Below are 16107 nucleotides of genomic sequence, written 5' to 3' on the forward strand. Positions count from 1 at the left end.
CGATGAGGTCGGAGACGAAGTGCTCCTCGTCCGGGTCGGTGTAGACGTGGTTGGCCGTGAACTGCTCGCCGAGCGTGGAGGCGCCGGCCCCTGTGGCAGGCCCGGAGGAGCAGAAGGAGCCGAAGCCGTGGGTCGGGTACAGCGCGGCGTCCGCGGCCGCCTCCTTCGCCAGGCGGCGTGCCGAGGCGTACTGGTCGTGCGTCAGGCCCACGGTGTGCCCCGGAGCCACCAGGTCGGTCCGCCCCACCGAGCCGTAGAGCACGCTCCCGCCGGAGAAGACGGCCTGCTCGCCGTCGTGCTCTACGACATAGGAGAGGTGGTGGTGGGTGTGCCCCGGGGTGGCGACTGCCCTGACTGTCAGCTCCCCGACCATCACCGTCTCCCCGTCCGCGATCGGGGTCCGCTCGAACGCGACCTCGTCGGCCGCGTTGACCAGGTAGGCCGCACCGTGCTTCCGGGCGTAGGCCAGGCCGCCCGTGAGGTAGTCGTTGTGCAGGTGGGTCTCGGCGACGTGGGTCACCTCGACTCCGGCGTCCCGCGCGGCTGCCTCCACCCGGTCGATGTCGCGCTGGGCGTCGATCACGAGGCCCACCCGGCCGTCGTGCACGAGATAGCTTCGATCCCCGAGCTGGGGGGTGTCGATGACGATGACGTCCATGATGTTCCTTCCGGGAATCTCTTCGGGGCTTCTCTTTCGAAAATACCCCCGGGGGTATTAGATCTGCAAGTCCGGGGCGGGTGTCCGCACAGGCTAGGCGAGGGTGAGGAACAGGCGGCGCAGTTCCTCCATCGTCAGGACGCCCTCCCCAGGCTCACTGCCTGCCGAGGGTGGCGAGGCGAGGCAGTCGCGCATCGCGGTTGAGATGAGCTCGAATCCCGCCTTGTCCAGCGCGCCCCTGACTGCTGCAAGCTGCGTGATCACGGCGCGGCAGTCAGCGCCCGCCTCGACGGCGCCGATGACGGCACCGAGTTGGCCCTGTGCACGCTTGAGCCGGTTGGCAAGCTTGCGCAGCTCGAGGGGGTCGGGGCGCCCGGTGTCCTTCATCGCGGCTTCCTTCCGGATGGGCCGGACGATCCGGCGCCATGGTCCCATCATACCCCTGGGGGTATAGTTGTGGCCATGAGAACGTTCGAGAACTTCTCCCGCGATCGCTTCCCCGCGGAACGGATTGTGCCGTGCCGGTAGGGCCCGCACTGGGCCTCCGGGCGAACCTGGCCCAGTTCATCCTTCTCGTGGCGGTCAACGCGCTGGTCGGAGGAACCCTCGGCCAGGAGCGGACCGTCTTGCCGCTGCTCGCGACCCAGACGTTCCACCTCGGCCTGTACACGAGCGCTCTGACGTACATTCTCGCCTTCGGCGTCGCCAAGGCCGGCATGAACTATTTCGCTGGCACCCTCTCGGACCGCTTCGGCCGGAAGCCGGTTCTCCTTGCGGGCTGGCTCGTGGCCCTTCCCGTGCCGGCGCTGCTGATCTTCGGCCCGAGCTGGGGGTGGATCGTCGCCGCCAACGTCCTCCTCGGCATGAGCCAGGGCCTGACTTGGTCCACGACGGTCATGATGAAGATGGACCTCGTCGGCCCCTCACGGCGTGGACTCGCCATGGGGCTCAATGAGGCGGCCGGCTACCTCGGACTTGCCGTGACCGCCTTGGCCACGGGCTATATCGCCTCGACTTTCGGTCTCCGCCCGGGGCCGTTCCTCGTTGGCGCTGGCTATATCGGGCTCGGTCTCGGCCTCTCGGCTCTGCGTGTCCGCGAGACTCGGGACCACGCCCGGGTCGAGGCAGAGGGCCACCTGGACGCCCACGCGTTGGCCCACGGCGGCCTGACCAGCCGCGAGGTCTTCACTCTCACGAGCTTCCGCGACCGCTCCCTCTCGGCAGTGAGCCAAGCGGGCATGGTGAACAACCTCAACGACGGGCTCGCGTGGGGCCTCTTTCCCGTGCTGTTCGCCTCCGCCGGGCTGAGCCTGGACCAGATCGGGATCCTGGCCGCCGTCTACCCGGCCGTCTGGGGTGCGGGGCAGCTGTTCACGGGCGCTGCCTCCGACAGGTGGGGACGGAAGTTCCTCATCGCCTCGGGCATGCTCCTCCAGGCAGTGGCTCTGATCATGGTCGCCCGCGGTCACAGCTTCGGCATCTGGCTCGCCGCCGCCGCGCTCCTCGGTCTGGGCACAGCCATGGTGTACCCGACGCTCTTGGCCGCGATCGGCGACGTCGCACACCCCGTCTGGCGCGCACGTTCTGTGGGCGTCTACCGGCTCTGGCGCGACGGAGGGTTCGCCGTCGGCGCCCTCCTCTCGGGATTCCTCGCCGACCTCTACGGCATTCCCGCCGCCGTCGTCGTCGTCGCCGCGCTCACCGCGGTCTCAGGCGTCGTCGTCGCCCTCCGCATGCGCGGCGGTGACCACGTTCGGGCGAGTTAGCCGCCATGCTGTCGGAGATGATCTCGCCGCCGAACCCCAAGTCGCTGCGCAGCATCCCCTGCAGCACGGTGGGGGAGAAGACCGCGCGCAGGCCGTCGATCGCGTTGTACTGGGCCAGCGAAACCATGATCGCCGGGATTCCCTGGCTGATGGCGGTGGCGAAGGGTTGAAGGTAGGCGTCGTGCCGCGTGGTGACCGTGTCGGTGACGCCGAACGTGGTGTCGGTGTTTGCGGTGACTCGCCCGAGACCGGGGAAGTGCTTCCCGGTTGCCTGCAGCTTGGCATCGGCCATCCCGCCGGCGAATGCCGTGCCATGCGAGGCCACGACGTCAGGGTGTATCCGTACTCGCGGTCGTAGTAGCCGGTGGGGATGTTGCCCGTGCCGAGGCTCGCGGGCACGGTGTCCAGCACGGGCGCCAGATTGAGCGTGATGCCCGCGCCGAGCAGCTCGTGTCCCCACTGGTCCGCCGCCTGCCTGAGGGCTGTGGGGTTCAGCGTGCCTTGAGCCAGCGCGGTGGGGATGGCGGAGAACCCTGGTCCGCTGAGCACCTGGACGTAACCGCCCTCCTGGTCCACGGCCACTGACAGCGCGACGCCCCCAGTGCTCAGGCTCTGGCCTGCGCTTGCAGCTGGTTGGTTGCTTGGAGGGTGGCGCTCACGCCGGCCGTGCTGTCCCCCGTCAGGATGACGCCCCCGAGGTGGTCGGAGGCGATGGTGTTCAGCTGGGCTGCCGTCGCACCTGTGCTGCTGACGCCCATCATGAACAGCTGCCCCACCTGCTGGGCCAGGGTCATCCCGGACAGGACGGTCGAGGCGCAGTCCGTGGCATTGGCGGCAAGGCGGAACGCTGCTGACGGATGGGGCGAGGAGACAGCGGACGACGACGGCGAGGCGGCCGGCGTCGGATCGGACGCGGCCCCTGCGGCCTCGATAGTGTGGACTGATGGAGTTGGAAGTCATCCCCGCCGGGCCCGAGCATCGGCCGTTGCTCCGTCAGCTCCTGGAGCTCTATCGGTACGACTTCTCAGAACTCGACCACAGCGACGTGGACGATCAGGGCTTCTACGGATATCGCTGGCTTGAAACCTATTGGTCGGAACCCGAGCGTCATCCTTTCTTGTTCACCGTTGACGGGCATCCCGCCGGGTTTGCGCTCGTGCGGACGGGCAAAGTCACGGAGATGGCCGAGTTCTTTGTCCTGCGGAAGTACCGAGGCCAGGGAATCGGGACAAAGGCTGCGCGCTGGGTCTTTGCCCTGTTCCCCGGGAAATGGCTCGTCTCGCAGGTTCCCGGAAATGCGGTCGCGACGCGATTCTGGCGAGCCGGGATTCCCGTTCCCTTCGACGAGCAGCGTTTGGAGAGCGGCGAAGTCCGGCAGGCCTTCACCGTCGTCAGCGAGCGCTGATCGCGACCGGCGTCGGCACTGAGCCGCAGCACGAATCCGCCCCCGCGCCGCCTCGCCCGTCGGTCGAGCAGACGCCGGTGTCCGGGAGCGTGAGCTCGACTCTGTCCGCGGCCGCGGTGTCTCCGGCGAGGGCTGCGGCGACGGAGCGCACCTGCTCATAGCCGGTGGCCATGAGGAAGGTCGGGGCCCGGCCGTAGGACTTCATCCCGACGATGTAGAAGTCCTTCTCTGGGTGGGCCAGGAGCTTGGCGCCATGGGGCGGGACGGTGCCGCAGCTGTGGAAGTCCGGGTCGATCAGGGGCCCGAGCCGCCGGGGGGCTTCGACGGCGGGATCGAGGTCAAGGCGGAGCTCGGACAGGATCGAGAGGTCGGGCCGGAATCCCGTGGCCGGGACGATCCGGTCGACGTCGAGGGTCCGTCCGTCGTGCGCATGGACTCGTACGGCAGGGCCGTCGAGGATCTCGAGTCGCTGGAGGCGGAAGGCCGTGACGAGTTCGACCCTGCCGGTGTCGACGAGGCGATGGAGGCGCGTGCCGAGCTGCCCGCGAGCCGGGAGCTCGTCGGCGTCCCCGCCCCCGTAGGCGCGGGCCGGGGATTCTGCGCGGATGGCCCAGAGGACGTGAGTGCCGGGCGAAGTGCGGGCGAGCTCGGCGAGGGCCAGGACCGAGTTGGCCGCAGAGTGCCCGGAACCCACGACGAGCGTGCGTCGCCCGGCGAATCCGTCCCGGGCGACGTCGGGCAGGGGGCCGGTGACGAGTCCTGCCGTTCGGGCGGCGGCCTCTCCCGGGGCGGGGAGGCCAGAAGCCCCGAGCGGCGCGGGGGTGTTCCACGTGCCAGAGGCGTCGATCACGGCTCGGGCAACGACCTCGCTCGTCGCGCCCCGGTCGTTCTGGACCCGTAGGACGAACGGGGCTTGCTCCCGGCCGAGGCTTCTGCCCTTGTCCAGGCCCCGCCGGGTGACGGCCGTGACCCGGGCTCCGAACCGGATGCGCGGTGCGAGCTCGGGGGTGGCGGCAAGGGGTTTCAGATAGTCGGAGACAATCCGCTCTCCCGTCGGCAGCGCCGTGGGGCGGGGGGCCTCCCAGCCGTGCCTTTCCAGAAGACGGCGGCCGGCGGGGTCCAGGTTGTAGCGCCAGGTCGAGAAGACCCGCACGTGCCCCCATTCACCCACTGCCGCTCCGACCGTGGGGCCGGCTTCGAGGACGAGGGGTTCGAGGCCGCGCTCGAGCAGGTGCGCGGCCGCGGCCAGGCCGACGGGGCCGGCGCCGATGACGGCGACCGGGAGATCTCCCCAGTCCACTGGCGCTCAGGCCCCGGTCGGGAGGAGTTCGGCGATCAGGGACTCGATGCGGCCCTTGATCTGGTCTCTGATGGGACGCACGGCCTCGACGCCCTTGCCCGCGGGGTCTTCGAGGTCCCAGTCCTCGTAGCGCTTGCCGGGGAAGATGGGGCACGTATCGCCGCAGCCCATGGTGATCACGACGTCGGAGTCCTTGACCGCCTGCGTGGTGAGGATCTTGGGGGTCTCGGTGCGGATGTCGATGCCCTCTTCGAGCATCGCCTCCACCGCGGCGGGGTTGACCTTCTCGGCCGGCTCGGATCCCGCGGAACGGACCTCGACCCTGCCCTGCGAGAGGTGGTTGAGGTAGGCGGCGGCCATCTGGGACCGGCCGGCATTGTGGACGCAGACGAAGAGGACGGACGGCTTGTTCTCTGCTGGGGCAGCGCTCATGAGATGACTTCCTTCTCGGCAGTGGGAACGGCGGTGATGACGGAGGGGTACAGCACGCGGATCAGAAGGAGCCCGAGCGCGCCCCCGACCAGCTGGGCGACGATGAACCCGGGGGCGGAGGCTGGGGCTATTCCGGCGAAAGTGTCGGTGATGATGCGGGCGACCGTCACCGCCGGGTTGGCGAAGCTGGTCGAGCTCGTGAACCAGTACGCCGCGGCGATGTAGCCGCCCACGGCGAACGCGACCCTGTCGGCGCGGCCGGAGCGGACCGCGCCGAAGACGACCAGCAGCAGCCCGACCGTTGCAACCACCTCGCCGAGCCACAGGCCCGGCCCCGTCCGCACGTGGGTGGAGAAAGCGACGGGGGCGAGGCCGAACATCAGATTCGCCAGCACCGCACCGACGAGGCCGCCGATGAACTGCGCGGCGATGAGGAACCCTGCGGTCCGCCAGCCGATCACCCCCAAAGCCTTCTCGACGAGCGTCACGACGGGGTTGAACGAGGCGGAGACCGGCTGCAGCGCCACGATCAGGGCGATCAGGGCAGCGCCGGTGGCGATGCTGTTCTCCAGCAGCGCCAGGCCCGTATCGCTGGGCGAGAGCCGCGAGGCCATGACGCCCGAGCCGACGACGGCGGCTACCAGGAAGGCCGTTCCGACCAGCTCGGCGGCCGTGCGGCGCACGAGGAGACTCACAGGCCCTGCCCGCCGATCAGGGCGGCCAGGCTCGCCAGCGCCTCCGGGCGTGCCCTGTAGTAGGCCCAGACCCCGCGCTTCTCCCGGTCGAGCAGGCCCACCTCGTGCAGGACCTTGAGATGGTGGCTGATCGTGGGCTGGGAGAGGTCGAAGGCGTCGTTCAGGTCGCACACGCAGGCCTCCCCGCCCTCGTGCGAGGCCACCAAGGACATCAGCCGCAGTCGCACCGGGTCACCCAACGCCTTGAGCAGCGGCGCGACCTGCTCGGCGTCCTGCTCTGAAAGCGGCTCCCTCGAGAGGGGGGAGCAGCAGGCGGCGGCTTGGAGGGGGGTCAGCCCCAGATTCATCGACACACGTAAATATTTACAGATGTCGATGTGTTCGGCAAGCCCCGCTCATCCGTGGGATGGCTCGCCTGCCCGAACCGCCAGTGGGCCCGCGACGCGCAGCTGCTCGTGGTCGACGAGCCACTCCACGGATTCGAGCACGGCCTGTTCCGGCTGGTAGCGGGGGGAGTAGCCCAAGAGGGACTTGGCCTTCTCGATGCTGAAGCAGTGGCTGCGTGACAGATGCGCCCACGTCGACTCCCCGAGCTCCGGCGTCGTTGTCCGGCGGAAGTCCTCCCATGCTACGGTTTCGAGCTTCGCCGTCTGGCCGAACCAGCCGGCTGCGATCTCCGCATAGCCCCGGACGCTCAGGGCCGTGGGGGCGACGATATTGAAGTCCTCGCCGGCGGCGGCGTCGCGATGCTCGAGGGCTTTCTCGAACGCCTGGGCGACGTCGTCGGCGTGGACGTGGTGCATCATCTCGGTTCCGCTTCCGGGGATCCGAAGCGGCTGGCCGGCGGAGAGCGTGAACCAGACGGCGGGATCGAGATTGCCGAGCGGCCCGATGGGGTGCCAGCCCGGCCCTACGATGTGACCCGGATGCAGGGATGTCGTGACCAGCCCGCCCGAGGCTGTCTCTTCCTTGAGCATCCCCGCGATGCGATTCTTCTGGACGCCGTACTCGCCGAAGGGCGGTGCCGCGGCGTCGCTGCCCTCGGAGATCGGCAGCTTGCGGCTCGGGCCGTAACGCCAGATCGAGCCGCAGTGGAGGAGATGCCCGACCTCGCCGCGAAGCCGCTCGACGAGAGCGGTCGCCGATTCGAGGGTGAAGCAGACGAGGTCGACGACGACGTCGGCACCCAAGGCCGCTACCCGGTCCCCGAAAGTGCCCTCCCGGTCTTCGTGCTCCCGGTCGGCAGCGACCTGGCGAACGTGCTGCCATTCCGGCGCATCGACATAAGTCCGGTGGCTTCCGCGGCTGATGTTGATGACTTCATGGCCCGCGCGCACGAGCCGGGGAACGAGAAAGGAGCCGATATGGCCGCTGCCGCCGATCACCACGATTTCCATAGGACCGACGTTAGGCGCCCGGCCCGTGGCATGGGGAGGGTCTGCCAGGACCACCCAGTTCGGTCAGAGGTTGGCCCGCGAAGCCACGGCGGTGCGGACGGCCTCTCCTTCGGCGAGGAGCTCGAGCAGCCGGGAAGTGAAGCGCGCCGCCGGAGCACCGTCCACGACGTCATGGTCGACGGCAATGGTGAGATGGCCGATCTCTCGCTCCTGCGGACGCCCGTCGACCGTCCGTGGCTCCCAGCTGATCCCGCCGACGGTGACTGCGAGGGTTCCCCCGCCAGGACTCAGCGCCCAGCCCGCGGTTCCCGTACCCATGCCGACGTTGTTGACCCCCGCAACCCCGAGCCGCAGGGCCCACGGGATGCTCTGGCTCATCCAGCGCATGAGCCAGGGGATGAGCACAGTGGGTATCGCGGTCAACCAGCGCTGCCCGGTGATGGCCTCCGACGTGCTGTCCTGGGCCGCCCGTATCTCGGCATGGATCTCGATCAGGGATTTCGTGTCGGCATGCCGGATCGGCAGGTAGCTCACCGCGGACTGGCCGCCGCCGACGCGTTCGACCAGAACTTCCACGATCACTTCGTCGACGAAGACCAGACTGCGGCCGCGGCGAAGCGCATTCATCCGAGGGAATTCGCCCAGGGCCCGAGCCACGCAGGAGACCACGTATGCCGTGAACGAGAGCCTCTCGCCCGTGCGTTCGCGGTGCTCGCGCAGGAGGGCCCGCGGAACCGTCAGATCGGCTTCGACGAGGCCGTACATCAGGTGCCGCTTGCGGGCGATCTCCTGACCGGCGGCAAGGGCACGCCGCTCTCTGGTGAGTCGTTCGATCCGGTATCCGGGAGAGCGTTCCATGAGGCATCCACCTTTCGCCGAGGTGTCCTCACGAGACCACAATTCCACGCTACGCGGTCGGTCAAGCAGGGGCGTCGCTTTTCTTAGAACCGTCTTAGACCTTGGGGTTCATCATTGTCTGGTATGGACGTCTCGCCTGAGCTGATGACCCTTCCCTGCGAAAATCCACAGGCGTTTTTCAGTGAGGCCACAAGCGAGTCCTCCATGCTGGAAATACAGTTCGAGGACCCAACGAAGAGGAGGAGAGCATGAGCCGCAGCATTCGTGAAACGGGGCGCCGCCGCGCACGTCAGGCGACCTTCTCTCTGGGAGCGACGAGCGTGCTCGGAGCCGCCGCGATCGCCGCGGCTGTCTACGCGCCGTCGGCCGCCGCGACGGGGTCGACGACGAGCGGCACCTCATCGGATTCAAGCGGAAATCAGACGTACCAGCAGGCGCCTCAGCCGGCGCAGGGCGGCGACTCGTCGAATTCCGGCGGCTCGCAGCAGTACCAGCCGTACCAGCAGGGGCTCCAGTCCTCGCAGGGCGGCGGTGCCTTCGGCCATTCGTCGGGGTCGTGACTGATTGAACGAGATCTTCTGGGCCTTCGGCCGCGCGAGCGGCATCGTCTCGCTCGGCCTCTTCACGCTCGTGGTCGTGCTCGGGATCGTGAGCCGTTCGGGCAGGCCACTGCCGGGGCTCCCGCGCTTCTCGGTGGCGCTCCTGCACCGCAGCACGTCGTTGATCGCACTGGTGTTCCTCGTCCTGCACGTCAGCACGCTCATGCTCGATCCCCACGCAAAGCTCTCCCTGGTGAATGCGATCGTCCCGTTCACGGCGGGTTGGAATCCGTTCTGGGTCGGCCTCGGCACGGTGGCCTTCGACCTCGTCATCGCGCTGGTCGTCACGGGCCTCCTGCGTCAGCGCATCGGGCAGCGCGCCTTCCGGGCGATCCATTGGGCCGCCTATGGGATGTGGCCCTTCGCCTTCGCGCACGCGCTGGGCTCGGGGACCAACGCGGTGGACCTGTGGTTCCAGGCCTATGCGTGGGGCTGCGCGGGCATCGTCGCGATCACGATCGGATGGCGGCTGAGCGCGAATTTCATGGAGACATCCCGGGCCCGGCTCGGACGGATCTGAGGAGGAGAGATGACCGAGATGACGCTGGACCCGCGGCAACTGGGCACCGGCGGCCTCTTCGCCGCAGCAGAGCCGGATCTGGCCACCCACGAGGCTGCCTACGGCAAGCGTCCTTCCGGTTGGACCCGTCAGGCGCTCCTTGCGGAACTCGAGGCTTCTGGCCTGACCGGTCGCGGGGGCGCCGGATTCCCTGCATGGCGCAAGCTCGGAGCGGTGGGCGCGGGCCGCCCCGTCGTGATCGCGAACGGAGCCGAGGGCGAGCCTGTCAGCCGCAAGGACGCCGCCCTCCTGCGTCAGGCGCCGCACCTTGTCCTCGACGGACTAGTCACTGCAGGCGAGGCGCTCGGCGCCTCGGCACTGTTTCTCTACGCGACGAGGGATTCGCTCACGAGCGTCGCGCTTGCTCTCGACGAGCGGCGCGACAGGCCTCGGGTCAAGCTCGTCGAAGCTCCCGAAGCGTTCATCTCAGGGGAGGCCTCCGCCGTCGTCAACGCCCTGGAGACGGGGATGGCCCTGCCGCGGGACAAGGCAACCCGAATCGCGAAGTCCGGCTACCAGGACCGTCCCACCCTGCTCCACAACGTCGAGACCTTGGCCCATCTCGCTCTCGTGGCAAGGTACGGCGCGCAATGGTTCCGCGGCGCCGGAACCCCCGAGGACCCGGGGACGAGGCTCTACAGCCTCTCGGGAGATGTCCCGGCCGAATGGGTGGTGGAGGCGCCCGGCGGAGCCACGCTGCGGGATGTCCTGCGCCTTGGCGGCGCCGAACCGAGCACGCTCGCGGCAGTCCTCGTGGGCGGCTTCCACGGGGCGTGGGTGCCGGCCGAGGGCTTCGACCTGCCGCTGACGCCCCGCGGGCTGGCCCGCTACGGTGCGACCCCAGGCGCCGGAGTGCTCCTGGCCCTGGCCCGAGGGCGCTGCGGGCTGGAGACCTCGGGAGGCATTGCCAGGTACCTGGCGGAGAGCTCGGCCCAGCAGTGCGGACCCTGCATGTTCGGCCTTCCCGCCATGGCAACCGTGCTCGAACGGATCGCAGCCGGTGAGCGGACTCCGTGGCTCGCTTCCGAAGCGGAGCGGCTCGCCGGGCTCGTGACGGGTCGAGGCGCGTGCCGGCATCCCGATGGCAGCGCGAAGTTCGTCCGCAGCTCCCTTGCCGTCTTCAGGGACGAGGTCAAAGCGCATCTCTCCGGAGGCTGCGTTGCCCATCGCGGGAGGGTCCGATGAGCCGCACTCAGCTCGAGCTCCACATAGACTTCGCCCGCTGCGACGGCCGGGGCCTGTGCACCGAGCTCCTGCCCGAGCTCCTCGCCCGCGACGACTGGGGCTATCCGGTGGGCAGGGGCGGCCGGGACATTCACGTGCCGGAACGCCTCGCCGTCGCAGCTCAGGACGCCGTGGACCTGTGTCCTCTCCAGGCACTCATGCTGCGCAGGGTCACCCGAGCCTGAGCCCGGGTCTGGCGGCGGGCGATTCGAAGGGTTACGGTCCAGAAGCGGCTCACCTTTCGAATCAACAATGGAACGACATTGGCTGGCAGGAATAGGGCCTCCTGGGGCCGTCCGGAACTTGCCGCGGCTACCGCGGCGATCGCGGCTGCCCTCGCCGTCGTCGTCGCCGGGTGCACCGGACTGCCGCCTGATGGGCAGACGACGTCGAGCGGCGGCTCGGGTGCCGCGGCAGGGGCGACGGCGTCGACCGCGACTCCGGCGGCCGCGGCGGCCCCGTCCCCGACACTGTCCGCGCCGCCCGACTATCTGTCTTCCCTCGTGGCCGGCGCCTCGGGGCCGGGGCACCTGCAGCCGGGATCCGACCCTTCGGCCTTGCCCTTCCCGATCCTGATCGCCGACAAGCTGAACAACCGGGTGATCATTGTGGACCCCCAGGGCCGGATCGTCTGGCAGTACCCGAGGCCAGGCGACCTGACGAAAGGCGAGACGTTCTCCGTCCCCGACGACGCCTTCTTCACTCCGGATGGGAAGCAGATTGTGGTGACGGAAGAGGACGACGAAATCATTCGCGTCATCGACATCCAGACCCACAGAGCGACATACCACTACGGCACGGCCGGGGTCCCCGCGTCCACGCCAGAGCACCTCCATCATCCCGACGACGCCATGATGCTGCCCGACGGGACGATCCTGGGCGCCGACATCATGAATTGCCGCCTCATCGCGATCCCGCCGGGCGGGACGAACATCGGCCGGCAATTCGGAAACGGGGTGTGCGTGCACAACCCCCCGGCGTCGTACGGAAGCCCCAACGGTGTGTTCCCGCTCAGCGACGGCAATTTCCTGGTCACCGAAATCAACGGCAGCTGGGTCGACGAGATCACTCCCAAGGGCCAGCTCAAACGGTCGGTGCGTCTACCGGCGGTCGCGTATCCATCGGACAGCAACGAAGTCCGAACCGGCGTCTATCTGGCTGTCGACTATTCAGGTCCCGGGCAGATTGTGGAGTTCGATTCGAACGGCAAGGTCCTCTGGCGGTACGCGCCGGCCGGAACGCAGGCCCTCAACCACCCGTCCCTCGCCCTCCCGTTGCCGAATGGCGACGTCATCGCCAACGACGACTACAACGACCGCGTCATTGTCATAGACCCCCGTACGAACAAGGTCGTCTGGCAGTACGGCGCAGACCACGTCGCGGGCAACAATCCGGGACTCCTGGCCAACCCGGACGGCGTCGACCTCTACCCGCCCCACTCGTTGATGATGACGCACGCCATCACCGCAGGGCGCCCGTAAGCTCTGCGTCGAGCGCCTTCGAGTGAGCCTTCAGGGCTGAGCCAGACCGTGCCGGACCCGGCGCAGCCCAGGAGCGCCTGCAGGGCGCCGTTCAGCGCGGAGCAGCAGCACAAGGGCCACGAGCATCACCGCGGCGTAGCCGGTGAGGAACCATGAGAAGAACAGGCCGAGGGCCACGTGGAAGGCGATGGCGCACAGGAGCCCGATCCGGGCCGGCCGTCCGCCTGAGAGGATCAGAATGCCGACCACGGCCTCGAAGGCAATGAGCAGCCCGATGAAGAAGGCGTGGTTCGCGGGCACGACGGCGTTCCACGCCTGTGTCACCCACCCGAATTTGGCGTCGTCGGCGAAGCCCGAGTAGTCGTCTCCCGAGGCAAGGAACGAGGCGTTCACCCCGGCGCCCCCGGAATCGGTGGCCTGCCGGTCTTGGTTTCAGGCTAGGTCTGAGGCCGTTCGGGGTGTCAGAGTCAGAAGTCCCCACAGCACGCTGGGCCGCCCCTGCGGCCCGTTCCGGCCGGTGCTAGTGTGCGATGATGGCACATCTCCTCGCCTGGATTTCGCAATCCGGGGTCGTGCAAGGGGTGATCATCGGCGCCACCTTGGCATTCCTCACGGCGATCCTCGTCATGAATGCCGTTCTTCGCAGGATCACGACGACGGCCAACGGCTGGAGCTCGATCCGCGAATGCGGCCAGCCAGGCAACGGGATCCTCGTGAGGGCGGCCTGTGCCAAGGCCCTGCCCGCCGTCAACGTGTTCGAGGAGGCCGCTTATTGGACCACGAAGACGGACGACGCGGGGCGCGCGCTCAATGGCCGTCATGAATATGTCCTGCATTTTCCACCGGGCCAGCTCCCTCCCAGTGAGGCCTTCTGGTCGCTGACGGTCACCGACGTCGTCGGCTACATGGTGAAGAATCCCATTGATCGCTCTAGCTTTGACGATCGTTCGAATTTGGTGGAGAACGCCGACGGCTCCATCGATGTCCTTCTCCAACATGCCGCTCCAACCGGGGCCGAGCAGAACTGGCTGCCGACCCCTTCGGGCAAATTCAAGCTGATGCTTCGCGCCTACTTGCCCGGGATGCCGATTCTCGACGGCACCTACCGCGTGCCGCAGGTGGTCAGGGCGAGGTGAGATGAACCGGCTGATCCTGAAGTACGGATATCCCCTGACGGCCGTGATACTGGCTGTCTTCGCGTGGGTCGTCTACCAGCGGATAGCCCGCGGATGGGGCGACGTCGTCCCGCTCGCGGTGACGGCAGCCATTGTGTGGGCGCTGGGCACTCCTGCCTTCATCTACCTTTGGCCGCGTCTCACGGTCAACGGCTTCAAGCGGGCCATCGTCAAGCGCGGTTTCGGCGGTGGCCCGATTCCCGTCAACACGCTCTACGCGGAGCCCAGCACCTCGTCCCCTTCGGCGTCGAACGCGAGCCTGATGGGCACCGGAACCGATGACGTGCTCTATATCGCCGGCTGGCTCGACTTGAGGAGGGGCCCGCAAGTCCTGCACACGCCCGACATGGCCGGCCGGTATTACAGCGTGCAGTTCACCGATCCATCGGATAGCGCCAATTTCGCCTACGTGGGCAAGCGCACGACGGGAACCACGGCAGGCGAGTATGTGGTGAGCGGACCACGCTGGAGGGGAACCGTGCCGGACGGCATGGCGCACATACCTTCCCCCAGCGATTCCGTTCTCGTGATCGGCCGGGTGTTCGTCGAGAGCGAGAGCGATCGTCCGAGCGCCTATGCGCTCGCGAAGCAGATCCAGCTCACGCCGCTCGATCGGTAGCCAGCACGGAATGCGGGCCCGTGCCCGTTTCGATCCCCCCGGGCTTTGGGCCCCCGCCCAAGGCCCGGAGCGCGTTGAGGATCGTTGCGACGTCGACCAACTCCTGCAGGAGAGCACCGGCGACCGGCGGCAGCACGCCGGTGAGGGCCACCACCATGAGCCCGACGCTGAGCGCGATCCCGAGCCAGATGGACTGGAGCGCGACCTTCACGGTGCGCTGGGAGATTTCGACCGCCTTCGCGGCACGCGAGATGTCGTCGACAAGGACGACGGCGCCCGCGGACTCGCTCGCGGCGGTCGCCCCCCGCGCGCCCATGGCGATGCCGACGTCGGCCGCTGCGAGCACTGGGGCGTCGTTGACCCCGTCGCCCACCATGAGCACAGGCCGAGGTTCGGCCGCGCGCACGGCCTCGACCTTCTCGAGCGGGAGGAGCCCGGAGCGGACCTCGGTGACCCCCAGCTCCGCGGCGATGCTGCGGGCGGTGGCCTCGGCGTCGCCCGTGAGCATGAGGACGTGCGCGGCACCGGCTCGCTTGAGCCGCGCCAAGGTCGCCTTCGCCTCGGCGCGGGGAGCGTCGCGCAGGACGACGACGCCAGCGGGCACGCCGTCGACCGCGACGTAGACCGCGAGCTCTCCCGGACGCAACGGCGGTTCAGGGAGCTCGGCCCCGGTCTGGTCGACGACGAAGGACCGCTTGCCGACGTGCACCTGCCGCCCCCCGACGGCGGCGCTCACGCCATTCGTGGCCACTTCCTCCGCGCCCTCGACGGGCCGAAGCCCGACCCCTCGGGCGGCGGCGGCCTCGACCACCGAGGCGGCCAGCGCGTGCGATGAGTACTGTTCCGCCGAGGCGACGAGAGCGAGCAGCTCGTCGGGGTCCAACCCCGAGGCCGGGCGGACCTCCACGAGCTCGGGGCGCCCCTGGGTGAGTGTTCCGGTCTTGTCGAACGCCGCCGTCCGGATCCGGGCGAGGATCTCCAGGACGGCGCCCCCTTTGACGATCACCCCGTTCTTGGCGGAGCGGCTCATCCCGCCGAGGAACGCCACCGGCGCCGCGATGAGAAGGGGGCATGGCGTCGCCACGACCAGCACCTCGGCGAAGCGGACCGGGCTGCCGGAGGCCCACCATCCGAGTCCGGCGAGTGCGAGCGAGAAGACCGTGAACGGCACTGCATAACGATCGGCGAGCCGGACGACCGGGGCTCGGCTCTCCGACGCCTGACGTACCAGGGCGACGATCTGGGAGAACTGGCTGTCCGCCGCGGTCGTCGTCGCGCGGAGCAGGACCGCGACGGGACCGTTGACCGAACCGCTCAGCACGGGTTCGCCCTCGGCTCGCTCGACCGGAAGGCTTTCGCCCGTGAGGGAGGATTCGTCGAAGACGCCAGCACTCGAGGCGAGCGCGCCGTCGACGGGGACGACCTCGTTAGGACGCACGACGAGGAGGTCGCCCGGGAGGACGGCATCGAGCGGGACGTCCTCGACGCCGTCGGCCGTCTGCCGGTGGGCGACGCGCGGGGCGCGGTCGAGCAGGGCGGTGAGCTCGCGCCTCGCGCGCCCGGCCGCGAAGTCTTCGAGCGCCCCGCCGCCCGTGAGCATGAGCACGATGATGACGGCGGCGATGTCCTCCTGCACGGCGAGGGTGGCGGCGATGGCGGTCACGGCGAGGATGTCGAGGCCCCACCTCCCGTGGAGGATCTCGCGGACCATGCCGCCGGCCGTCCAGAGCCCCACAGCCGCGGCGAACGCCCCCGCCAGAAGGTCGCCGGCGGTTCCCTGTCCGGCGGCCTTGAGCGCGAGGGACACCGCCAGCACGACGAGCCCGGTCAGGACCAGGGGATATCGGCGTGCAACAGTGACGATGGCCAGCAGGACGCGCTCCACGAGGGCCAGTCTCCGACCTGCCGACCCGCCGCGCTAGGGTGCTTGGGCCCGCGG

21 protein-coding genes and 1 pseudogene are annotated in these 16107 nt (G+C 68.9%); 9 read left to right on the forward strand and 13 right to left on the reverse strand.

The features are described from left to right. A partial coding sequence (locus V7053_RS09540; RefSeq protein WP_334172045.1) for an MBL fold metallo-hydrolase occupies positions 1-658 on the reverse strand: 658 nt, incomplete at its 3' end. 93 nt (positions 659-751) lie between these two features. Beyond that, complete coding sequence (locus tag V7053_RS09545) at positions 752-1045, reverse strand: metal-sensitive transcriptional regulator (RefSeq protein WP_334172046.1); 294 nt, start codon at positions 1043-1045, stop codon at positions 752-754. A gap of 131 nt (positions 1046-1176) precedes the next feature. On the opposite strand from V7053_RS09545, the gene V7053_RS09550 reads away from it, so the two are divergent. Then, positions 1177-2424: an MFS transporter gene (locus V7053_RS09550; protein ID WP_334172047.1), complete on the forward strand. Its 1248-nt coding sequence runs from the start codon at positions 1177-1179 to the stop codon at positions 2422-2424. Here V7053_RS09550 and V7053_RS09555 read toward each other — a convergent pair. From V7053_RS09555 to V7053_RS09560, 3 genes and pseudogenes are all read right to left on the reverse strand, one after another. Then, entirely contained in the window at positions 2357-2749 is a 393-nt protein-coding gene (locus tag V7053_RS09555) for a glycoside hydrolase family 3 N-terminal domain-containing protein (protein WP_334172048.1), read from the reverse strand. The two genes, V7053_RS09550 and V7053_RS09555, sit on opposite strands and share 68 nt — an antisense overlap. A 137-nt stretch (positions 2750-2886) precedes the next feature. Continuing rightward, positions 2887-3006, reverse strand: a pseudogene (locus V7053_RS19055) (glycoside hydrolase family 3 protein); the annotation flags it as partial. A gap of 23 nt (positions 3007-3029) precedes the next feature. After that, complete coding sequence (locus tag V7053_RS09560) at positions 3030-3218, reverse strand: hypothetical protein (protein ID WP_334172049.1); 189 nt, start codon at positions 3216-3218, stop codon at positions 3030-3032. Between the two features lie 149 nt (positions 3219-3367). Between V7053_RS09560 and V7053_RS09565 the strand changes: the two genes are divergently transcribed. Then, positions 3368-3829 (forward strand): GNAT family N-acetyltransferase, encoded by a 462-nt coding sequence (locus V7053_RS09565; RefSeq protein ID WP_334172050.1) that lies wholly within the window; start codon positions 3368-3370, stop codon positions 3827-3829. Here the strand turns inward: V7053_RS09565 and V7053_RS09570 are convergent. The 6 genes from V7053_RS09570 to V7053_RS09595 all read right to left on the reverse strand — a co-directional run bounded on the left by V7053_RS09570 (position 3816) and on the right by V7053_RS09595 (position 8511). Continuing rightward, a complete protein-coding gene (locus V7053_RS09570) occupies positions 3816-5129 on the reverse strand; it encodes an FAD-dependent oxidoreductase (RefSeq protein ID WP_334172051.1) in 1314 nt (437 codons plus the stop codon). The two genes, V7053_RS09565 and V7053_RS09570, sit on opposite strands and share 14 nt — an antisense overlap. A gap of 6 nt (positions 5130-5135) precedes the next feature. Further along, positions 5136-5561, reverse strand: a complete 426-nt coding sequence (locus tag V7053_RS09575; RefSeq protein WP_334172052.1) for an arsenate reductase ArsC — start codon at positions 5559-5561, stop codon at positions 5136-5138. Next, on the reverse strand, positions 5558-6256 hold the full coding sequence (locus V7053_RS09580) for an aquaporin (RefSeq protein WP_334172053.1): 699 nt from the start codon (positions 6254-6256) through the stop codon (positions 5558-5560). Before V7053_RS09580 ends, V7053_RS09575 begins: the two co-directional genes overlap by 4 nt. Beyond that, complete coding sequence (locus tag V7053_RS09585) at positions 6253-6603, reverse strand: ArsR/SmtB family transcription factor (RefSeq protein WP_334172079.1); 351 nt, start codon at positions 6601-6603, stop codon at positions 6253-6255. Before V7053_RS09585 ends, V7053_RS09580 begins: the two co-directional genes overlap by 4 nt. Before the next feature lie 48 nt (positions 6604-6651). Continuing rightward, a complete protein-coding gene (locus V7053_RS09590; protein WP_334172054.1) occupies positions 6652-7653 on the reverse strand; it encodes an NAD-dependent epimerase/dehydratase family protein in 1002 nt (333 codons plus the stop codon). A gap of 63 nt (positions 7654-7716) precedes the next feature. Further along, positions 7717-8511: a 2-oxo acid dehydrogenase subunit E2 gene (locus V7053_RS09595; RefSeq protein WP_334172055.1), complete on the reverse strand. Its 795-nt coding sequence runs from the start codon at positions 8509-8511 to the stop codon at positions 7717-7719. A 248-nt stretch (positions 8512-8759) separates the two neighbouring features. On the opposite strand from V7053_RS09595, the gene V7053_RS09600 reads away from it, so the two are divergent. From V7053_RS09600 to V7053_RS09620, 5 genes are all read left to right on the forward strand, one after another. After that, entirely contained in the window at positions 8760-9071 is a 312-nt protein-coding gene (locus V7053_RS09600; protein WP_334172056.1) for a hypothetical protein, read from the forward strand. Between the two features lie 4 nt (positions 9072-9075). Beyond that, complete coding sequence (locus V7053_RS09605; protein WP_334172057.1) at positions 9076-9630, forward strand: ferric reductase-like transmembrane domain-containing protein; 555 nt, start codon at positions 9076-9078, stop codon at positions 9628-9630. 9 nt (positions 9631-9639) lie between these two features. Then, the gene (locus V7053_RS09610) at positions 9640-10854 is read left to right on the forward strand and encodes an NADH-ubiquinone oxidoreductase-F iron-sulfur binding region domain-containing protein (protein WP_334172058.1); all 1215 of its coding nucleotides are present in this window, start codon (positions 9640-9642) and stop codon (positions 10852-10854) included. Then, positions 10851-11078: a ferredoxin gene (locus tag V7053_RS09615; protein WP_334172059.1), complete on the forward strand. Its 228-nt coding sequence runs from the start codon at positions 10851-10853 to the stop codon at positions 11076-11078. The genes V7053_RS09610 and V7053_RS09615 overlap by 4 nt, the downstream gene beginning before the upstream one ends. Before the next feature lie 78 nt (positions 11079-11156). Further along, complete coding sequence (locus V7053_RS09620) at positions 11157-12374, forward strand: outer membrane protein assembly factor BamB family protein (RefSeq protein ID WP_334172060.1); 1218 nt, start codon at positions 11157-11159, stop codon at positions 12372-12374. Positions 12375-12404: 30 nt separating this feature from the next. Here V7053_RS09620 and V7053_RS09625 read toward each other — a convergent pair whose 3' ends face one another. Continuing rightward, a complete protein-coding gene (locus tag V7053_RS09625) occupies positions 12405-12767 on the reverse strand; it encodes a hypothetical protein (protein ID WP_334172061.1) in 363 nt (120 codons plus the stop codon). 140 nt (positions 12768-12907) lie between these two features. Between V7053_RS09625 and V7053_RS09630 the strand changes: the two genes are divergently transcribed. Both V7053_RS09630 and V7053_RS09635 read left to right on the forward strand, forming a co-directional pair. After that, positions 12908-13510 (forward strand): DUF1214 domain-containing protein, encoded by a 603-nt coding sequence (locus V7053_RS09630; protein ID WP_334172062.1) that lies wholly within the window; start codon positions 12908-12910, stop codon positions 13508-13510. 1 nt (position 13511) lies between these two features. After that, positions 13512-14168: a DUF1254 domain-containing protein gene (locus V7053_RS09635; protein ID WP_334172063.1), complete on the forward strand. Its 657-nt coding sequence runs from the start codon at positions 13512-13514 to the stop codon at positions 14166-14168. Here the strand turns inward: V7053_RS09635 and V7053_RS09640 are convergent. Beyond that, positions 14149-16053: a heavy metal translocating P-type ATPase gene (locus tag V7053_RS09640; RefSeq protein WP_334172064.1), complete on the reverse strand. Its 1905-nt coding sequence runs from the start codon at positions 16051-16053 to the stop codon at positions 14149-14151. The two genes, V7053_RS09635 and V7053_RS09640, sit on opposite strands and share 20 nt — an antisense overlap. Positions 16054-16107: the final 54 nt, after the last annotated feature.

The sequence above is a fragment of the Sinomonas sp. genome, assembly GCF_036848755.1.
Classification (GTDB): Bacteria; Actinomycetota; Actinomycetes; order Actinomycetales; family Micrococcaceae; genus Sinomonas.

What these genes read in the sequence shown, in the direction of transcription:
- V7053_RS09545 (WP_334172046.1), bottom strand. Translation starts at nt 1,045, where the DNA reads ATGAAGGACACCGGGCGCCCCGACCCCCTCGAGCTGCGCAAGCTTGCC.
- V7053_RS09560 (WP_334172049.1), bottom strand. Translation starts at nt 3,218, where the DNA reads ATGACCCTGGCCCAGCAGGTGGGGCAGCTGTTCATGATGGGCGTCAGC.
- V7053_RS09565 (WP_334172050.1), top strand. Translation starts at nt 3,368, where the DNA reads ATGGAGTTGGAAGTCATCCCCGCCGGGCCCGAGCATCGGCCGTTGCTC.
- V7053_RS09575 (WP_334172052.1), bottom strand. Translation starts at nt 5,561, where the DNA reads ATGAGCGCTGCCCCAGCAGAGAACAAGCCGTCCGTCCTCTTCGTCTGC.
- V7053_RS09585 (WP_334172079.1), bottom strand. Translation starts at nt 6,603, where the DNA reads ATGAATCTGGGGCTGACCCCCCTCCAAGCCGCCGCCTGCTGCTCCCCC.
- V7053_RS09590 (WP_334172054.1), bottom strand. Translation starts at nt 7,653, where the DNA reads ATGGAAATCGTGGTGATCGGCGGCAGCGGCCATATCGGCTCCTTTCTC.
- V7053_RS09595 (WP_334172055.1), bottom strand. Translation starts at nt 8,511, where the DNA reads ATGGAACGCTCTCCCGGATACCGGATCGAACGACTCACCAGAGAGCGG.
- V7053_RS09600 (WP_334172056.1), top strand. Translation starts at nt 8,760, where the DNA reads ATGAGCCGCAGCATTCGTGAAACGGGGCGCCGCCGCGCACGTCAGGCG.
- V7053_RS09610 (WP_334172058.1), top strand. Translation starts at nt 9,640, where the DNA reads ATGACCGAGATGACGCTGGACCCGCGGCAACTGGGCACCGGCGGCCTC.
- V7053_RS09615 (WP_334172059.1), top strand. Translation starts at nt 10,851, where the DNA reads ATGAGCCGCACTCAGCTCGAGCTCCACATAGACTTCGCCCGCTGCGAC.
- V7053_RS09630 (WP_334172062.1), top strand. Translation starts at nt 12,908, where the DNA reads ATGGCACATCTCCTCGCCTGGATTTCGCAATCCGGGGTCGTGCAAGGG.
- V7053_RS09635 (WP_334172063.1), top strand. Translation starts at nt 13,512, where the DNA reads ATGAACCGGCTGATCCTGAAGTACGGATATCCCCTGACGGCCGTGATA.